The 18,467-nt window shown below is 59.3% G+C and carries 15 protein-coding genes, 5 tRNA genes and 1 riboswitch; of the genes, 13 read left to right on the top strand and 7 right to left on the bottom strand.

The window, feature by feature from the left end; translation table 11 throughout:
• Positions 1–294: 294 nt before the first annotated feature.
• From pyrB to I6E39_RS10200, 10 genes are all read left to right on the top strand, one after another.
• The gene (pyrB, locus tag I6E39_RS10155; RefSeq protein ID WP_235381476.1) at positions 295–1,356 is read left to right on the top strand and encodes an aspartate carbamoyltransferase; all 1,062 of its coding nucleotides are present in this window, start codon (positions 295–297) and stop codon (positions 1,354–1,356) included.
• 176 nt (positions 1,357–1,532) lie between these two features.
• Positions 1,533–1,606, top strand: a tRNA-Gly gene (locus I6E39_RS10160).
• A gap of 3 nt (positions 1,607–1,609) precedes the next feature.
• A tRNA-Arg gene (locus I6E39_RS10165) sits at positions 1,610–1,686 on the top strand.
• Between the two features lie 44 nt (positions 1,687–1,730).
• Positions 1,731–1,807, top strand: a tRNA-His gene (locus I6E39_RS10170).
• Positions 1,808–1,874: 67 nt separating this feature from the next.
• A tRNA-Gln gene (locus I6E39_RS10175) sits at positions 1,875–1,949 on the top strand.
• A 147-nt stretch (positions 1,950–2,096) separates the two neighbouring features.
• Positions 2,097–2,172 (top strand) — tRNA-Lys (locus I6E39_RS10180).
• Between the two features lie 395 nt (positions 2,173–2,567).
• Positions 2,568–3,113, top strand: coding sequence for a DUF4352 domain-containing protein (locus I6E39_RS10185; RefSeq protein WP_235381477.1), 546 nt, complete (start codon positions 2,568–2,570; stop codon positions 3,111–3,113).
• Between the two features lie 98 nt (positions 3,114–3,211).
• Positions 3,212–3,982: a TatD family hydrolase gene (locus I6E39_RS10190; RefSeq protein ID WP_235381478.1), complete on the top strand. Its 771-nt coding sequence runs from the start codon at positions 3,212–3,214 to the stop codon at positions 3,980–3,982.
• Between the two features lie 14 nt (positions 3,983–3,996).
• Positions 3,997–4,617 carry a TatD family nuclease-associated radical SAM protein gene (locus I6E39_RS10195; protein ID WP_235381479.1) on the top strand — a complete coding sequence of 207 codons (621 nt, stop codon included), beginning with the start codon at positions 3,997–3,999 and terminating at the stop codon, positions 4,615–4,617.
• A 402-nt stretch (positions 4,618–5,019) separates the two neighbouring features.
• On the top strand, positions 5,020–5,184 hold the full coding sequence (locus tag I6E39_RS10200; protein ID WP_235381480.1) for a hypothetical protein: 165 nt from the start codon (positions 5,020–5,022) through the stop codon (positions 5,182–5,184).
• A gap of 86 nt (positions 5,185–5,270) precedes the next feature.
• On the opposite strand, the gene I6E39_RS10205 is transcribed toward I6E39_RS10200, so the two are convergent.
• From I6E39_RS10205 to I6E39_RS10230, 6 genes are all read right to left on the bottom strand, one after another.
• A complete protein-coding gene (locus I6E39_RS10205; RefSeq protein ID WP_235381481.1) occupies positions 5,271–6,608 on the bottom strand; it encodes a butyryl-CoA:acetate CoA-transferase in 1,338 nt (445 codons plus the stop codon).
• A 70-nt stretch (positions 6,609–6,678) separates the two neighbouring features.
• A complete protein-coding gene (locus I6E39_RS10210; protein ID WP_235381482.1) occupies positions 6,679–8,592 on the bottom strand; it encodes a DEAD/DEAH box helicase in 1,914 nt (637 codons plus the stop codon).
• Positions 8,593–8,670: 78 nt separating this feature from the next.
• Positions 8,671–9,186, bottom strand: coding sequence for a shikimate kinase (locus I6E39_RS10215; protein WP_235381483.1), 516 nt, complete (start codon positions 9,184–9,186; stop codon positions 8,671–8,673).
• A gap of 238 nt (positions 9,187–9,424) precedes the next feature.
• Complete coding sequence (gene metG / locus I6E39_RS10220) at positions 9,425–11,398, bottom strand: methionine--tRNA ligase (RefSeq protein WP_235381484.1); 1,974 nt, start codon at positions 11,396–11,398, stop codon at positions 9,425–9,427.
• Positions 11,399–11,427: 29 nt separating this feature from the next.
• A complete protein-coding gene (locus tag I6E39_RS10225; protein ID WP_235381485.1) occupies positions 11,428–12,315 on the bottom strand; it encodes a hypothetical protein in 888 nt (295 codons plus the stop codon).
• Positions 12,316–12,461: 146 nt separating this feature from the next.
• Positions 12,462–13,838, bottom strand: coding sequence for an MATE family efflux transporter (locus I6E39_RS10230; protein WP_235381486.1), 1,377 nt, complete (start codon positions 13,836–13,838; stop codon positions 12,462–12,464).
• Between the two features lie 158 nt (positions 13,839–13,996).
• A riboswitch (TPP riboswitch) is annotated at positions 13,997–14,116 on the top strand.
• Between the two features lie 71 nt (positions 14,117–14,187).
• On the opposite strand from I6E39_RS10230, the gene I6E39_RS10235 reads away from it, so the two are divergent.
• From I6E39_RS10235 to I6E39_RS10245, 3 genes are all read left to right on the top strand, one after another.
• Entirely contained in the window at positions 14,188–14,754 is a 567-nt protein-coding gene (locus I6E39_RS10235; protein WP_235381487.1) for an energy-coupled thiamine transporter ThiT, read from the top strand.
• A 36-nt stretch (positions 14,755–14,790) separates the two neighbouring features.
• On the top strand, positions 14,791–15,597 hold the full coding sequence (locus I6E39_RS10240) for an HAD-IIB family hydrolase (protein ID WP_235381488.1): 807 nt from the start codon (positions 14,791–14,793) through the stop codon (positions 15,595–15,597).
• 277 nt (positions 15,598–15,874) lie between these two features.
• Positions 15,875–16,648: a Cof-type HAD-IIB family hydrolase gene (locus I6E39_RS10245; RefSeq protein ID WP_235381489.1), complete on the top strand. Its 774-nt coding sequence runs from the start codon at positions 15,875–15,877 to the stop codon at positions 16,646–16,648.
• A 969-nt stretch (positions 16,649–17,617) separates the two neighbouring features.
• Here the strand turns inward: I6E39_RS10245 and I6E39_RS10250 are convergent.
• Entirely contained in the window at positions 17,618–18,295 is a 678-nt protein-coding gene (locus I6E39_RS10250; RefSeq protein WP_235381490.1) for a DUF2461 domain-containing protein, read from the bottom strand.
• Positions 18,296–18,467: the final 172 nt, after the last annotated feature.

The raw sequence follows: 18,467 nt of genomic DNA on the forward strand, positions 1-18,467 counted from the left end.
CGTAGGGGGCGGCCTCTGGACGCCCCGCCCGTAGGGCGGCCCCTTGGGGCCGCCGCCAAAATACGGCGGGGGCTTGCCCCCGCCCTACCAAGCCCTCACCCTACATGAAACGATAAACTAAAATTTACTGCACGTTCCGGAAGACAGATCCTGTGCGCTCATAATATTGGAGTGCCCCCTTTTGTCCCCAGGTGTCAAGGAAATTTGGAAAAGTTCCAAGCGCGCCTTGCGGAATGGGTCGGTTTGTGATAGGATATCTGGAAGAATAGGATGATAACATAGGAGTGGAATGGAATGCGGCACCTGATTGATTTTGGAGACCTGCCCCGCGAGGAGTGGGACGCCCTCTATGCCCGGGCCAGCCAGATCATAGACGCCCCCGAACAATTCATTGACGTGTGCCGGGGCAAAGTGGCCGCCTCCCTGTTTTACGAGCCCTCGACGCGGACCAACTTCTCCTTCCAGACCGCCATGCTGCGGCTGGGAGGCACTGTGTTTGGCTTTGCCGACCCCAACTCCTCCTCGGTGGCCAAGGGCGAGACCCTGAAGGATACCATCAAGATGGTGTCCAGCTACGCCGACGTCATTGTCATGCGGACCCCCTGGGAGGGGGCGGCCAAAGCGGCCTCCCTGTATTCCAACGTGCCGGTGGTCAACGCCGGCGACGGCGGCCACATGCACCCCACCCAGACCATGGCCGATCTGACTACCATGACCAAGCTGCTGGGCGGCGTGGACGGCCTGTCCCTGGGACTGTGCGGCGATCTGAAGAACGGCCGAACCGTCCACTCCCTCATCAAGGCCATGGCCAAATTCAAAGACATCAAGTTCTTCCTGATCTCTCCCCGCGAGTTGGCGGTGCCCGAGTATATGCGTACCTTCATGCGGGAAAATAACATGCGCTTTACCGAGGTCACCGGCTTGGAGGCGGTGATCCCCCAGCTGGACGTGCTGTATATGACCCGTATCCAGCGGGAGCGGTTTGTGGATCCCCTGGAGTATGAGCGGAACAAGGGCATCTACATTCTGACCCGCCGGAAGCTGGAGCGGGCCAAGGAGAAGATGCTGGTCATGCACCCGCTGCCCCGGGTAGACGAGATCACGGTGGATGTGGACGACGATCCCCGGGCGGTCTACTTCCAGCAGGCCCGGTACGGTATGTTTGCCCGGATGGCCCTGCTGGAGCATCTGGCCCTTCAGCCCCGGTGGGATACGGTGCCCCCGGTGGAGATCGGCACCAAGCCGGTGTGTACCAACCCCCGGTGCATTACCCAGACCCAGCCCTACCTGCCGCCCCTGGTAAAGAAAATCGGCGGGGTAGACTGCTGCGGCTTCTGCGACGCAGCCTTGCGGTAAAAAATATGTTGCCGGAACGCCCGCTTTCCTGGCGGAAAGCGGGTGTTCTTTCACAAAAGATAATTTAGCACGCTATCTCAAAAAAGAATTTTGAGAAATTGGGGAAAAGGGATTGACAAACCGGGCAAAGATATGATATTCTTTTGTGGCTGATGTGAGAGGAACGCGCCGTCCATGCGGGTGTAGTTCAATGGTAGAATCCCAGCCTTCCAAGCTGGTCGCGTGGGTTCGATTCCCATCACCCGCTCCATATGCGCCTGTAGCTCAGGTGGATAGAGCAACTGCCTTCTAAGCAGTGGGTCAGGGGTTCGAGTCCCTTCAGGCGTGCCATTTTAGAGTGGCCATGCGCGGCTCCTTTCATTTCACGATACATGGTGGGTGTAGCTCAGTTGGTTAGAGCACCGGATTGTGGTTCCGGGTGTCGAGGGTTCGAGTCCCTTTACCCACCCCACATAAATAGGCGGAAGGGCCGGAGCTTCGGCTCCGGCCCTTGCCTGTCCTCTTGTCGCCGCGGATATAGGGGTGTAGCCAAGTGGTAAGGCAAGGGACTTTGACTCCCTCACTCGCTGGTTCGAGTCCAGCCATCCCTGCCACTTCATTGGTGCGGACTGCATGTCGTTTGCTTTGTCCCGACGGTCAAAGCGCGCGTATTCTGCCGTGCCTCCTCCCCAAACCGCAATCGCGTTACCGGATTGCGGTTTGGCTGCTGCTTTCGGCGCGGAGCGAAGAATTGAATACCTGACTCAGTAGCTCAGTCGGTAGAGCAACTGCCTTTTAAGCCGTGGGTCCGGGGTTCGAGTCCCCGCTGGGTCACCACGTCGTCGCGGACTTCATATCGTTCGCGACGACTTTTTATTTGAAAAAGTCATCGCTCATTCACTTCGTCGCTCCTCCTTTCCGAATCGAACCCGCTTCGCTGGGCTTCGATTCGGTTTGGGTGCAGGCCTGAAAGCCTCTACCTCGAAAGTGTTCGCGTTTTCCAACTTGTCGCAAGCGTCATATCGCTTGCGACGAGTTTTTTATGCTTCGCATCAAAAACTCATCGTGCGCTCCTTCTGCTGTTCCTCCAGCCGAAACTGACCCTGCTTCGCTGAACTGCGATTTGGGTTTGGGTGCGGGGCCGGGGGCTTGGAAACGGGCCCCTTGCTTTTTGAAAAGGGATACTCTATAATCGTTTTATCAAAACCATGGGACAGGACGGATGTGTTGTGATGCACCATAGAAAGATAAGCGTGCTGCTGGCGCTGACGCTGCTGACTGGCCTGCTGCTGGCGGCGTGCTCGTCGGGGTCGGGCGTGGAAAAGAACCAGTTTGAAGTGGGGGACAAGGTGGCCTCCTACTGGTTCGATTTTACGGTGGATCAAGTGGATACCATGGAGTCCTACGGGGACTATTGGGCCCAGGACGGCTGGCAGCTGGTGATGTGCCGGCTGACTATCAAGAACACCTTTGACCAGGACGTGTCCATGGGCTGGGCCGACTTTATCCTGAAGTGGGAAGATCAGCAGGAGGACACGGCGGGATCGGAGCCCGTCGAGATGGTGGGGGCCTATGCCCTGCCCCAATATACGAAGAGCCAATTCCCCGATGAGTACACGCTGAAGGAGGACGAGGAGGTCCAGGGTGTCCTGGTGTATGAGGTACCCAAGCAGGTATCCCGGGCGGCTGTGGTCTTTCAGGAGCTGTATGCCAGCGGGGATAGCGAGAGCGAGTATACCGAGGGAAGCTCCTATTACGTCTGGACCGAGTTGGGATAACGGAGGGGGAAAGGGACGTGGTTCCCTTTCCCTTGCTTTTTTCCCAGGGCTGGGGTATGATAATGTACTGATCAGTGATACAACAAGAGGTGAGTTTCGTGCGCGTATTTGATACCCATGCCCACTATGACTCCGGGGCCTTCAACGGCGACCGGATGGAGGTGCTCTCCTCCATGCCGGACCGGGGCGTGGAACTGATCCTGAACCCCGGCTGTGACCTGGAGAGCTCCCGGACGGCGGTGTCCCTGGCGGAGCAGTTCCCCTTTGTCTATGCCGCCGTGGGAGTCCACCCTTCTGACTGTGAGGGCTTTGACCAGAGCACTCTGGAGGGGCTGCGGACTCTGGCCGTTCATCCCAAGGTGCGGGCCGTGGGAGAGATCGGTCTGGACTACTACTGGAAGGAGAACCCGCCCCGGGACTTTCAGAAGCAGGTATTCCATGTCCAGATGGAGCTGGCGGAGGAATTGTCCCTGCCTGTCATCATCCACGACCGGGAGGCACACCAGGACTGTCTGGAGGTGGTGAAGTCCCATCCCAATGTGAAGGGCGTGTACCACTGCTATTCCGGCAGTCTGGAGGACGCCAAGGTACTGGTGAAGCTGGGCTGGATGCTGTCCTTTACCGGAGTGGTCACCTATAAGAACGCCCGGAAATCTCTGGAGGTCATCGAATGGCTGCCCATGGACCGGATCATGATCGAGACCGACTCCCCCTACCTGACCCCGGAGCCCTTTCGGGGCAAGCGCAACGACTCGGGCCACGTCCATCTGGTGGCTGAGACCATCGCCCGGGTGAAGGGCATGGACCTGGAGGAGGCTGCCCGGATCACCCTGGAGAACGGCAAGCGCTTTTTTGGAATTGACGGCTGAAAGGAAGAGATACCATGACCATCACCTATGAATATGAAGGCGCTTTGTACGTCAATCTGACCAACAAGTGCAACTGCAACTGCGAGTTCTGCCTGCGTCACGGCAAGGCCCAGGGCTCCATCTACACCGAGGACTCTCTGTGGCTGGAGCGGGAGCCTACCCGCCAGGAGGCGCTGGACAGCTTTCTGAGCCGGGACATCCCCGCCTACCGGGAGATCGTGTTCTGCGGCTACGGAGAGCCCACCTACCGGATCGACGATATCCTGTGGCTGGTGGACCAGCTGAAGGAGAAGTTTGGCGAGAAACTGCCCCCCGTGCGCATCAATACCAACGGCCACGCCAACCTGATTCAGGGCCGGGACGTGTGCCCCGACTTGAAGGGCCGCATCGACACCCTGTCCATCTCCCTCAACGCCATTACCGCCGCCGAGTATGTGGCCCTGTGCCACCCCATCCAGGGGGAGGCGGCCTACCAGGCCATGCTGGACTTCGCCAAAGAGGCCAAAGAGTATGTGCCTCATGTGGTCATGACCATCGTGGATAAGGACAAGACGGCGGAGGAGATCGAGACCTGCAAACAGATCGCCTCCGAACTGGGCGTGAAGCTGCGCGTCCGTTCGTTTATTGATTCCTGATTCAAACATCCAGTCCCGGCTTGGCCGGGACTGGATGTTTTTCAATCATTTGTAACGCTTTGTCAGGTCAAAGATGACGGCGAAGGGCAGATAGAAAATGGCAAACAGGGCAGCGAGCAATCCCGTTTTTGGTTCTATGTACTTAGACATAAGATCGTCCTCCTGATTTTGTGTTATATTCAGGCGGTCAGCCCCAGTTCCTCCCGGGCCTCCCGCTCGTTGTCGGCGGAGAAGCAGAAACGCCCCGCCCAGTCGTAGACCTCGATGTGTCCCCGTACCCATACCAGTTCATAATCCATCGCGTTTTGCTCCTTTCGTATCTGAGTGACCTCAGTATACAAAAAGAACAGTCCAATAAAACGGACTTTTATAAAAGGGAGAAGCAGAAAGGAGGGATGTTTTTTGGACCCCATTTTTTACACGGTCCAGTCCATCAACGGCGACTACGCCGACCTGGTGGCCGACGACGGACAGCGCCATTCCATCACCATGTTCCTGCTTCCTGAGGGCACCACTCTGGGCAGCCGCCTGAAGTTGGAAAACTTCATGTGGGAGCTGATTCGGTAGAGCGGGACTTGCCCCCGCATCAATCAGGGCCACAGCTGAAAAATCCCCTCCGTTTTGAAAACGGAGGGGATTTTTTAATGGTGTAATTACTTGTTGGAGCGGCGCCAGATGTGCATCTTCTCGGCGTCGGCGATGAGCTGCTCCCGGAAGTCGGGGTGAGCGATGTTGATGAGCTGCTCGGCACGCTCCCAGGTGGACAAGCCCTTCAGGTTGACCATGCCGTACTCAGTGACCACATAGTGGACGCAGGACCGGGGATCGGTGGCGATGGAGCCGGGGGTCAGAGTGGGGACGATGCGGCTCTTGACGGTGCCGTCCTTGCCGGTGACGGTGGAGGACATGCAGATAAAGCTCTTGCCGCCCTTGGACAGGTAGGCGCCCATGGCGAAGTCCAGCTGGCCGCCGGTGCCGGAAATGTGCTTGATGCCGGCGGACTCGGCGTTGATCTGGCCGAACAGGTCCATGTCGATGGCGTTATTGATGGAGATGAAGTTGTCGATCTGGCTGATGACGTGGACGTCGTTGGTGTAGTCCACGGGGGCGCCCATGACGTCGGGATTCCGGTCCATGTAGTCATACAGCTTCTGGGAGCCGGCGGCGAAGGCGAAGACCTGGCGGCCCTTGTCCAGATTCTTGTGCTTGCCGGTGATCTTGCCGGCCATGGCCATATCTACGAAGCCGTCCACATACATCTCGGTATGGACGGACAGGTCCTTCAGATCAGACTGGGCGATCATGGAGCCGATGGTGTTGGGCATGCCGCCGATGCCCAGCTGCAGGCAGGCGCCGTTGGGGATCATGGGCACGACCAGATTGGCCACGGCCTTGTCCACCTCGGTGGGCGCGCCGCCGCCGCCCAGCTGGGCCACGGGGGGATTCTCGCCCTCCACCACATAGTCCACGTCCTGAATATTGATCTCGCAGCCGGTCAGACCGTAGACCCAGGGCAGGTTCTTATTGACCTCCAGGATGACCACCTTGGCCCGCTCCAGCATGTCGGCCAGATGGGAAGAGGCCAGAGCATAGCTGAAGTTGCCGTGCTTGTCCATGGGGGTGACCTGGATCATGGCCACGTCCACGTTGATATTCTCACGGTAGAAGCGGGGCAGCTCGGAGTAGCGCATGGGGGAGAAGAAGCCCATGCCCTTGGCAATGATCTTGCGGTCGATGCCGCTGCAGTGCCAGGAGTGCCAGGTGAAGTGGTCGCCGGCGTCCTCAGCCTTGGCGATCTCGGGCATCCACATGGTGACGCCGCCCCGGATCTTCACGTCACGCAGCTCGTCCTTGCGCTCGGCCAGGGCCTTATCCAGGGCCACGGGGTGGTTGGTACACCAGCCGTAGTCCACCCAGTCGCCGGATTTGACCACCTTGACGGCCTCGGCGGCGGTGGTCAGCTTTTGCTGATAGAGTGCTTGGTAATCCATGTTCGTATCCTCCTAGTAGCATAATTTTTATATCAGATCCATATCGGACCAGAGGCGAAAACAGGCGGACTCAATGCCCCATATCCAGGTAGTAGGGCTTCATCAGGCTGGGCTGCTCGGTGGAGTCCTTGGGCTGGGTCCTGTGGGGCTCGGGGGGCATCCCCCGATGTCCGCCCCTGCTGCGGCCGGATTTTTTATGGGATTCGTCGGGAAGAATGCGGCGCTGCTCCGGAGTGGGCTCCGCCTTCTTGCCGCTCTTCTTTTTCTTCTTCCGGGCGGGCGCGGCCTCGGCAGGAGGCGCGGGGACGGGCTGAGGCGCCGGCGCCGCCTTGGCGGCCGGCTTCTTTTTCCGCTTTTTGGCGGAGGACCGGGACGGCTCCTCCGGCTGGGGCGTCCGGGCGGCAGCGGTCAGCGGGGACTTCCGGGGGGCCAGCAGACGGGCGGTGGCGTCCATGATCACATCGCTGTCCAGCGGATTGGGCCGGTGGAACTCGGTGCGGGGCATGGAGTCCCCGGTGTCCAGCAGAGTGCCCGAACGGGTCAGCTTGGGCCGGCTGGGCAGGGGATCGAAGGGGACCTCCGGCTCCATGGCCGGAGCGGTGGTCTCCGGGGCGGCCGCGGGAGCGGCGGACTTCTTCTTTCTGCGGCGGCGGGACTTGGAGGGAGCGGGCTCCTTGTCCTCCAGAGCCTGGACGGCCTGGGCGGCGCTGGCCTGCTCGGCCAGCCGCTTTTCTCGGGCGGCGGCCTGCTTGGCCTCGTCCCGGGCCCGGCGCAGCTCACGGGCGGCGGTACGGGCCTCCGCGTCCTCCTCGTTGATGATCTTGCCGTGCTTGTCCCGCTTGGGGGCCTCAAAGACCTCCATGGGGTAGGGGTGGTCCTCCACCCGGGGGACCGCTCTGCCGATCAGCTTTTCAATGTCCTTCAGCAGAGGCTGCTCGGAGAAGTCGCAGAAGGCGATGGCCTGTCCGCCACGGCCCGCCCGGCCGGTGCGGCCGATGCGGTGGACGTAGGTCTCCGGGACCTCGGGCAGGTTATAGTTGAAGACGTGGGACAGCTCCTCAATGTCCAGCCCCCGGGCGGCGATGTCGGTGGCCACCAGGCACTGGATCCTCCCGGCCTTGAAGTCGGCCAGGGCCTGCTGGCGGGCGGTCTGGCTCTTGTTGCCGTGGATGGCGGCGGCGGAGATGCCGTCCTTCTCCAGATCACGGGCCACCTTGTTGGCACCGTGCTTGGTCCGGGTAAAGACCAGGGCGTTCTTTACGCCCAGGGTCCGGATCAGATGGGCCAGCAGGCGGGTCTTGTTGGACTTGTCCACCAGATAGACGGACTGCCGGATGGCCTCCACCGGGGAGGATACCGGGTCTACCGCCACCCGGACGGGGTTGCGGAGCAGAGAGTTGACCAGGTCAGCGATCTCCGGCGGCATGGTGGCGGAGAACAGCATGGTCTGCTTCTTCTGAGGCAGCCACTTCAGGATCTTCTTCACGTCATGGATGAAGCCCATGTCCAGCATCCGGTCGGCCTCGTCCAAGACGAAAATCTCCAGCTTGTCCAGAGAGATGAAGCCCTGGTCGTGGAGGTCCATAAGCCGGCCGGGGGTGGCCACCAGAATATCCACGCCGCGCTTCAGAGCTTCCACCTGAGGGGCCTGGCCCACGCCGCCGAAGATGACGGTGTGGCGCAGGCGCAGGTGCTTGCCGTAGGCGGCAAAGCTCTCGCCGATCTGGATGGCCAGCTCCCGGGTGGGGGTGAGGATCAGGGCGCGGATGGGGCGGCCGGGAAGTTCCCTGCCGTCCAGCCGCTGCAAAATGGGAGCGGCGAAGGCGCAGGTCTTTCCGGTGCCCGTCTGGGCGCAGCCCAGGATGTCCCGGCCCGCCAGGGCGGGAGGGATGGCCTTGCCCTGGATGGGAGAGGGCTTTTGATAGCCCTGTTCCTCCAGAGCGGTGAGGATGGGGGCGCACAGCCCCAGTTCTCGAAATGTCATGAAATACTTCCTTTTCTCATTCAAAGAGGGCCCTGGTCCGGGCCCTCCCGGCCCGCGCAGTTCCCTGCGGGCTGGGGGTCATGGACGCCGCTCCAGGTCATGCAGGCGGTCCAGCACCTGCTGGGCGGTCTGGGCCAGGGTCTGGCCGGAACCGCAGTCGATGACCAGGTCGGCGTATTTGTCGTAAAGGGGGGCGCGATAGGCCATCACGTCGGCCAGGGTCTGGCCGGGCTGCATGGCGATGCCCCGGGTGGACAGGTTCTGGATGCGCTGGGTCAGCTCCTCCAGAGGGACCTTCAGATAGACCACCGGTCCCAGGGATTTTAGATGGAGGGCCGCCTTCTCCCGGCAGACCGCGCTGCCGCCGGGGGCGATGACGTGCTCCCGGCACTGGACGGAGCACACAGCCTTTTCCTCGGCGTCCAAAAAGGCGTCTACCCCCCGGGTGTCCAGGATCTCCTGAAGCAGGGCTCCCTCCTGACGCTGGATCACCAGATCCACGTCCAGGAAGCTGTAGCCCAGGGCCTTGGCCAGCAAAACGCCCACCGTGCTTTTGCCGGAACCCGGCATACCGATCAGAACAATATTATCCACAGCGCATGACCCAACCTTTACAGAGTAAATCAGCCTATATTGTATCATATCTCCGGAAAAAAAGAAAGGGGAAAGGTAAGGAATCCGGAACCAGGCACAAAAGTTTATTTGTTGTATGGCGGCCCCGTGCCGTGCCCCGTCCGTCATTTGCTGTGCTGCCCGTCAAAGGGGAGGGGCATATGAGTGCGGAAAAACGCGGACCGGCAGCGCCGGTCCGCGTTTTGAGGGATTGGATTGATCAGCACATCTTGGCGCCCGCGGGGATCTTGTCGTCCAGGATCAGCAGATTCAGCTTTTCCTCGCCGTGCTCGGTGTGGACGGCGGAGATGAGCATTCCGTTGGACTCCTGGCCCATCATCTTCCGGGGGGGCAGGTTGACGATGGCCATGAGGGTCTTGCCCACCAGCTCCTCGGGCTTGTACCACTTGGCGATGCCGGACAGGATCTGACGGTCGGTGTCGGTGCCGTCGTCCAGCGTGAACTTCAGCAGCTTCTCGCTCTTCTTCACGTTCTCACAGGCCTTGACCTTGACGGCACGGAAGTCGCTCTTGCAGAAGGTGTCGAAGTCCACCTTCTCCTCCAGCTGGGGTTCCACCTCCAGGGCGGGGAGGGCGGCCTTCTTGGCCTGGGCGGCGATCTCCTCCAGAGCGGCCAGCTCCTTGTCCATGTCGATGCGGGGGAACAGATTCTCACCCCGCTGGACGGTGACGTCCTTCCGCAGGGAGCCGTATACCCCGGCGCTCTCCCAAGTCTGGCAGGCCTCGCAGGCGCCGATCTGGCGCAGCACCTCGGCGGCGGACTGGGGAATGAAGGGGGTCAGCAGGACGGCGCACACCCGCAGGGCCTCCAGCAGGTTGTACATGACCCGGGCCAGACGGGGGCCGTTGGCCTCCATGTCCTTGGCCAGCACCCAGGGGGTGTTCTCGTCGATATACTTGTTGGCCCGGTCAATGACCTTGAAGATCTCGCTCAGGGCGTTCTGGAAGGCGTAGCGCTCCATCTGCTCCTCGTAGCGGGCGCGCAGGTTGGAGATCAGCTCCACCAGCTCGGCGTCCTTCCCGGCGTCCTCAGTCTGGGCTTCGGGCAGGGTGCCGCCGAAGTACTTGCCCACCATGGAGACGGTGCGGCTGAGCAGGTTGCCCAGGTCGTTGGCCAGGTCCACATTGATGGTGTTGATGAGGGCCTCGTTGGAGAAGTTGCCGTCGGAGCCGAAGGGGAAGGTCCGCAGCAGGAAGAACCGCAGGGCGTCCACGCCGAAGCGCTGGGCCAGCAGGTAGGGGTCCACCACGTTGCCCTTGGACTTGGACATCTTGCCGCCGTCCAGCAGCAGCCAGCCGTGGCCGAAGACCTTCTTGGGCAGGGGCATGTCCATGCTCATCAGCATGGCGGGCCAGATGATGGAGTGGAAGCGGACGATCTCCTTGCCCACAAAGTGGACGTCGGCGGGCCAGAACTTCTTGTAGTCGTCGTACTTGTCGTTGAGGAAGCCCAGGGCGGTGGTGTAGTTGAACAGGGCGTCCACCCACACATAGACCACATGGCCCGGGTCGAAGTCCACGGGCACACCCCAGGTAAAGGAAGTGCGGCTGACACACAAGTCCTCCAGACCGGGCTTGATGAAATTGTTCACCATCTCGTTGACCCGGGAGCGGGGCTCCAGGAAGTCGGTGTCCTCCAGCAGGTGCTGGACCCGGTCAGCGTACTTGCTGAGACGGAAGAAGTAGGCCTCCTCCTCGGCGTCCTGGACCTCCCGGCCGCAGTCGGGGCACTTGCCGTCCACCAGCTGGCTCTCGGTCCAGAAGGACTCGCAGGGCTTGCAGTATTTGCCCACATACTTGCCCTTGTAGATGTCGCCGTTCTCGTACATCTTTTTAAAGATCTTCTGGATGGCGGCAACATGGTAGTCGTCGGTGGTGCGGATGAAGCGGTCATTGGAGATGTTCATCAGCTTCCACAGGTCCTTGACCCCCTGGGGACCCTCCACGATGCGGTCCACGAACTCCTTAGGGGAGACGCCGGCCTCCTTGGCCTTGTCTTCGATCTTCTGGCCGTGCTCGTCGGTGCCGGTCAGGAACAGTACGTCATAGCCCTGGAGCCGCTTGTAGCGGGCCATGGCATCGGTGGCCACGGTGCAGTAGGTGTGGCCGATGTGCAGCTTGTCGCTGGGGTAATAGATGGGGGTGGTGATATAAAAACGCTTTTTATTTTCCATGTCAAATTCTCCCTCAAGTCGTGATTATTTCATTCTTCCCGGCCGTCCGGGTTCTCGTCTTCGTCCTCATCCTCCTGTGCCCCAAGGGGCATTCGCGCTCTCAGCAGACGGCTGGGCCAGGGGGGACCGAAGGAGCCCCGCAGCAGGGCCCACAGGTCGGCCAGAGCAGACAGGGTAAAGGCGGCGGTCAGCGCCATCTGGAAGGGGGACAGGCCGCCGGCCAGAGAGACAAGGCCGAAAAAGACGCCCATCAGCGCGCAGAGGGTGGCCCGGTGGGGGTGCGGCCGGTCATGGAAGTAGGCGGCGGCATAGTAGTGGGCCAGCAGCAGGAAGATCGCCGCCGCCAGCGAGAAGCCGTAGCCCATCAAAATGGGATCGGTGCCGTGAGCCAGGTGGGTGGAAAAAAGCCATGCCAGAGCTGTCATAGGGGGAAAGACGGCCCACAGGGAGCAGGCGGCGGGGGCGTTTCCACGGTAGGCCCCCCGGCCCAGAAGCAGCGTGGCCGGTCCGGCGGCAAAGGACAGCAGAGCGCACAGGACCAGGGCCACGGGATAGGTGAGCGGGTGGGAGGTCGGATCGACCCGCCAGAAGGCAAGCTCCGCCGCCCCTTCCAGCAGTCCCAGCACACCGCCGCCCAGAAACAGCATGGCGGAGGCGGTCATCAATGTCATATAAAGGGGAGAGGGGCAGCGAATGGGAGCGGAACCGGCGTCCCGCGTTCCAATGCCCCGCAGCAGGAGCAGGCCGGCCAGAAGCAGCCCCGCGGTCAGCAGCAGGAGCAGGAGAAAGGCGGGATGGCCGTGGACAAACAGCTGGGTCTCCGGGTCATAGCCGGACGCCAGCTGCCACCGCCGCAGCCCCAGGCCCAGAATCCCTCCGCCCACGGCCAGACCGGGCAAAATCAAATCTTTTCGCATGGTATGAAAAATCTCCTTATTTGAGTAAGAAGGAACATCGTTGACTCAATCGCCCATATGATATACCAGTTTGGAAGAAAAATCAAGCAACAGGCGGGGATTTCCCACCCAATGGCGGCGGTTTTCCAGGCAAAGCGCCCAGGAGGTCAGGAATCTTCCGCCCCGGCTGTCGGCAGAAGCGTTTTGCGCCGGCGGAGGAACAGCGTCAGCGTGGTGGCGGAGGCCAAGAGATCAGCGATGGGCTCGGATGCGTAGATGCCCATAACGCTGCCGGTCACCCTGGGCAGGACCAGGGCGAGGGGGACCAGCAGGAAGATCTTCCGCAGCAGGGCCAGGAACAGGCTGGTCTTGGCCTGGCCCAGGGCCATGAAGGTGGTCTGGCAGGCGATCTGGGCGCCAAAGGCCCAGATGCCGCCGAAGAAGAGGGGCATGACCCGCCCCACCAGGGCCACCAGCTCCGGATCGTCGTTGAACAGCAGGGCAAGAGACCGGGGGAAGAGGAGGACCGCCAGGAAGGCGCATACCGTGGCGGTCAGCGTCACTGCCAGCAGCCGCTTGAAGGTGCTGCGCACCCGCTGGTAGTTGCCCGCGCCGTAGTTGTAGCTCATGATGGGCTGCGTGCCCTGGGTGATGCCCTGAATGGGCATGACGATCATCTGCATGACGCTCTGCATGATGGTCAGACTGCCCACATACAGGTCGCCGCCGTAGGTCTGCAGGCCGGTGTTCAGCACCACGGTGACCAGACTTTCCGTGGACTGCATGATAAAGGGGGCCACGCCCAGCCCGGCGATTTTCCCCAGCACGGAAGCCCGGGGCTTCATGTTGGCGGGGCTGATCCGCAGGCCGGACCGGGAGGAGCAGAGGAAGAACAGCACCCAGCAGGCGCTGACTGCCTGGGACAGGATGGTGGCGATGGCCGCGCCCCGGACGCCCAGATCGAAAACGAAGATGAACAAGGGGTCCAGCACAATGTTGAGAGCGGCGCCGATGAGCACCGAGCACATGGCGATCAGGGACTTGCCCTGGGCGCTGATGAAGGTGTTCAGGCCGAGGGCCAGCTGGACGAAGAGGGTACCCAGCAGATAGATGGAGATGTAATCCAGCGCATAGCCAATGGTGTCATTGGAGGCGCCGAAGGCCATGAGGATGGGCCGCTTGAAGGCGGAAAAGAAGAGCGTGAGCACCGCTGCCGTACACAGCAGCATGGTCAGAGAGTTGCCCAGGATCTGTTCCGCGCTCTCCCGGTCCCCGGCCCCCAGGCGGATGGAGGCCAGCGGCGCGCCGCCCATGCCGGCGAAGGCGGCGAAAGCGGAGATGAGCATGAGGATGGGGAAGGTGACCCCCACGCCGGTCAGAGCCAGCTGGCCCACTTGGGGGATGTGGCCGATATAGATCCGGTCCACGATGTTGTAAAGCATGTTGATGAGCTGGGCCGCCACGGCGGGCACTGCCAGCTTGAACATGAGGCGGCCAATGGGCGCGCTGGCCAGGGCCTCCTCATCCCTACGGGTCTGAGCCAAGAATACGTCATCCTTTCTGAAGCAGCAGGTGGAATGGAAAATTAACGTATAGTATAACACATTTTTCGGGAAAAAGGAAGCAGAAGGTTGAATGCCGGCGGGTTCTGTCGCCCTTGACAAATCTTGCGGGATTGCATACAATATTTTCGACCGCAGACAAGCAAACACAGGGGCGCTGGGAGCTGTTCCCGGCTGAGATGCAGAGGCGACGGTGCCGCCTCCGGTCCCTTAAACCTGATCCGGGTAATGCCGGCGTAGGAAGTGGACAGATAGATTGGTTGTCGTCCTCCGTACCGCACTACACCCGTTTGGATGTGCTGCGGTACATACATTTTAGGAGGAAACAATCATGCAAACAAGCAACAAACAGCGCCACATGCTCCGTATGCTGTGCGAGGGGGCGGTCATGGTGGTCATCGCCCAGGTCCTGAGCTATCTGAAGCTGTGGGAGATGCCCTGGGGCGGCTCCATCTGCCTGTCCATGCTGCCTATCTTTTTGTTCGCCTGCCGCTGGGGCGTGGGTCCCGGCCTGATGAGCGGCTTTGTGCTGGGAGTGCTGCAGTTCATGTATGACGGCGGCTTTGCCCTGGGCTGGCAGTCCATCGTGGGAGATTATCTGGTGGCCTTTACGGTGCTGGGCCTGGCAGGCCTGTTCCGGGGAAAGCGCTGGAGCATTTACGCCGGCACGGTGGCGGGCTCTGCCGCCCGTTTTCTGGTCCACTATGTAGTTGGCGCCACCGTTTGGGCAGAATATATGCCGGAAAGCTTTTTCGGCATGACCATGACCACTCCTTGGTTCTACTCCCTGCTGTATAATGGCTTCTATATGGTCATTGACATGGTGCTGTGCCTGGTGATCTTCGCCCTGCTGGCCAAGCCCATGAAGAAGTACTTCCTTGCGGAGGACATCCGCTGATACAGCCCCGGAGGGGCGGAAAGAGAGGCCCCTTGCATGGGAAAATTTGACGGTCTGCTGCTGGTCAGCGACTTTGACGACACTTTATATGACTCCCGGCACCAGGTGCCCCAGCGGAATCAGGAGGCCATCCGTTACTTCCGGTCGGAGGGCGGGAAATTCACCGTTGCCACCGGCCGGGCTTACCGGACCTTTGCCCCCTATCGCCATCTGGTCCCCCTTGACGGGCCGGTGGTGCTGTCCAACGGCTCCGCCCTCTATGATTTCCAGGCGGACCAAGTGCTGGAGCAGACCTGCCTGTCTGCCACGGCTCCCCGGGACCTGGGGAAACTGCTGGAGGCCTTTCCCTCCCTGGCTATTGAGGTCTACCATCAGGAAGATATTTTCGTCTGGAACCCCAATTCCATCACCGAGGCCCACATGAGAAAGGTGGGCACGGACTATGAGGTCCGGCCGGTGGCTGAGATGCCCCTTCCCTGGACCAAGGCCATCGTCCAGCAGGAGTATTCCGTCCTCCTCCAGGCCCAGAAGTGGCTGCTGGAGCGGTACGGCCACCTGTATGAGGCCATTTTCTCCAACCAGTATTACCTGGAGATCACCGAGAAGGGGAGCACCAAGGGAGACATGGTGGACAAGCTGGCCCGGCACATCGGGGTCAGCCCCGACCACATCTACTGCGTGGGGGATAACCAGAACGACATTCCCATGCTGGCCAGGTCGGTCATTCCTTTTGCCCCGGCCAACTGCGCCCAGGAGGTAAAGGACTGGGGCGCGCGGGTGCTGTGCCACTGTGACGACGGCGTTATCGGAGATATTGTGGATATTTTGGACCAGCTGTATTGAGGAGCGCAGAGCGCCCCGCCGCTAGATTGGCGATCATCAGACAGTATGGAAGCACGTCCCCAAGAAAGCCGCCTTTCGCATGGAGAATCCGGCAAGGGGAACAGTATGCCGCAATGAGAGCCGATGAAAGCCGTGATATGAATACCGAGCGGAACACCCGAATCGAAAGCCAGTTTCATTCGGGTGTTCTTTTTCATTGACAGTAGAATCCTGCACATTTTTCTGATATGCTTTATTTGTAAAGTATGAGAACGGTTTGATTGGATGGAGGAAGCAGATGGTAAAGGCAGTATTTTTTGACGTAGACGGCACATTGATTTCACATACGCTGCATGATGTTCCGAACAGTACAAGAATGTCCATAATGAAGCTAAAACAAAAAAACATCAAATGTGTGGTCGCAACCGGGAGACATCTATCAGAACTGGAGATACTTCCGGTGAAAGATATTGAGTTTGACGGGTACATCACATTAAATGGACAATTATGTCTGGATGGAGAGAAGAACATCTTATCGGGAAGGCCGATTACTGGCCCTGATAAAGAAGCCATCATTCGATTATTTGAAGAGAAGAAAATACCGGTTATGATTGTAGAAAAAGATGCGATGTATATCAACTATGTCGATCAGCATGTTGAAGAGGCGCAGTCTGCAATCTCCACAGATGTCCCACGGATTGGTACATATACGGGAAATGATTTTTATCAGGCAATCGCCTATCTTGAAAAAGGGGAAGAGGCGTATTTCGCAAGGCAGTTACCAAATTGCATCATTACCAGATGGAATGAATATGCAGTAGATATTGTTTCAGGTGGCGGTGGTAAGACTGCGGGGATGGTGGAATACTTAACAAAAAACGGCATTGATCAATGTGAGACGATGGCATTTGGGGATGGAGAAAATGACGTCGGTATGCTTGCTTTTGCTGAAATTGGCATAGCGATGGGAAATGCAGAGGGCCCTGTTAAGACTGCCGCAAATTATGTGACTGAAACTGTTGATAAGGACGGAATCGAACTGGCATTAAAATTCTGGAAAATGATTGATTAGGATTGCAAATGCCAATTTGTATTTCACGCGTTTGAATTGGAAATGAAAGCGGCTCGCTCCAGTAAGTTTGAATCATGTGCAGAAAAGATCCTCCGTATGATCGCGGTCATGCGGAGGATTGACTGTTTTGCGGATGCCGCTTCATCAAGTGGGGGAGCGCTGTTCATAGACGAAAAACAAAAAGCGCCCGTCAGGGCGCCGGGGTCTCTCCATATTTTCCTGTTTCCACGGTCCGGGTCCGACTGTGCTGCTCCGCCAAATGATTTTCAACGTCAAATCTCTCTGAGCTGGCTTTTCATACCTGCGAAAGAGCTCTTTGCATGATGGTTGGAAGGATTCTTTACAAAATAGAAATGACCCTTGACTGCCTGTTTTCATCCGTTGCAGTCAAGGGTCATTTCTGTTCGTTCTTGTTATCTAACATCATTTTGGTTACCTCACTTTCTATAGAATAGCTACATACCATATCCTGCCGCTGAACTGTTCCAGAACCTTTTCTCAACCATTTCTCTTTTGGACCGCTATTGCAGTTCTCTCCCCATAAGTGAGGTGCTGGATGTTGGAATCGTTCCTTCTTTGCCTGCCGCGGATGATATGTGCTTTCCTGTGTCAGCCTGCCTGGTCTGGATTGGAGGTGGCCCAAATTCTTTTACCTCATTTGGAATTCCTCGCATTTGCTCGGGTCCCTTGTTCGGGTAAAGTTCTGTGCCATATTCCATCTTGCGTAGATTTACCACTATTTATATATATTAAATAATTGGGCTCTTTCGCCTTTGACCTTGCAGCTTGACATCAGGTGCTGGGGTTTTTTCTTAGTACATTGGACTCATCCTTTCTGACCATAATGTACCACATTAGTACGCTAATGTCAAGAACTTTTTGGATGTTTTTTAAAAATTATTTTTCGAACAGGAATATAAGTGGGCGATTTACACAAAAGCGCCTCCGGCGGCTGCCGGAGGCGCATGCTCAGGACTGGGGAGGCGGGGGATCTGCGGCCAGAGCGTTCAGATACTGGTAGTAGGGGGCCAGGAACCGGAAGCCCTCGGTTACCTGGCCGACCAGTTCGGGCTGAAACAGCAGCCCCTCGCAGTTGTGGTCGCTGGACAGGCTGATCTGGCGGCGGTTGTACCAGGGGTAGAGCAGGGGGCCGGGGTCGCCCTTGGGCCGCTTGTACTCCGCGCCCTCCAGCACAAATTCCTCCTGCTTTTCCAGCCTGCGGGCCAGCTTCTCCAGAGGCTTGGGATCCCGGTCGATCCGGGCCCGAAGCTTGGCCATGGTCAGGGGAGTGGGGTCGTAGCACCCCATGCCGTAGCTGTAATACTCCGGCGCGATCTCAAAGTAAAAGCAGGGGATTGCACCCTCGTGCTCGCCGGGCCGGCGGAGGCTGAACCACATGTGGTCCTTGTAGGGGCCGCGGCCATAAAGCCGCCGGGCGTCCCGATAGATGCGGCTCACCTTCAGCTCCAGGCCAAGCCTTGGGAATTCCTCCTCCATGACCTGGCTCACCTGGGCGGCCAGCTGGCGCAGAGGAGCATCCACTAAGGTCAGGTACTCCTCCTTGTGCGCCAGGAACCAGCTGCGTTCGTTGTTGAATCGAATGCCCCAGAGAAAGTCTACCGCCCCCTGGGAAAAACCTTGAAACATTCTTGTGTCCTCTTTCTGAACGGTCATCTTATACGGCGGGCGTCTCTGTGGGCTCCGGGGAGACAGCGGGGTCAGATGGGTCCACCGGAACGGGATCAGCCGGATCACCGCTCTCCGCGCCGGGGTCTGGGGCCGGAGTCACGGGGTCAGTTTCGGTCCCGGGGTCGGGGGC

The organism is Pseudoflavonifractor phocaeensis (assembly GCF_021531375.1).
GTDB classification, from domain to species: Bacteria; Bacillota; Clostridia; order Oscillospirales; family Oscillospiraceae; genus Lawsonibacter; species Lawsonibacter phocaeensis_B.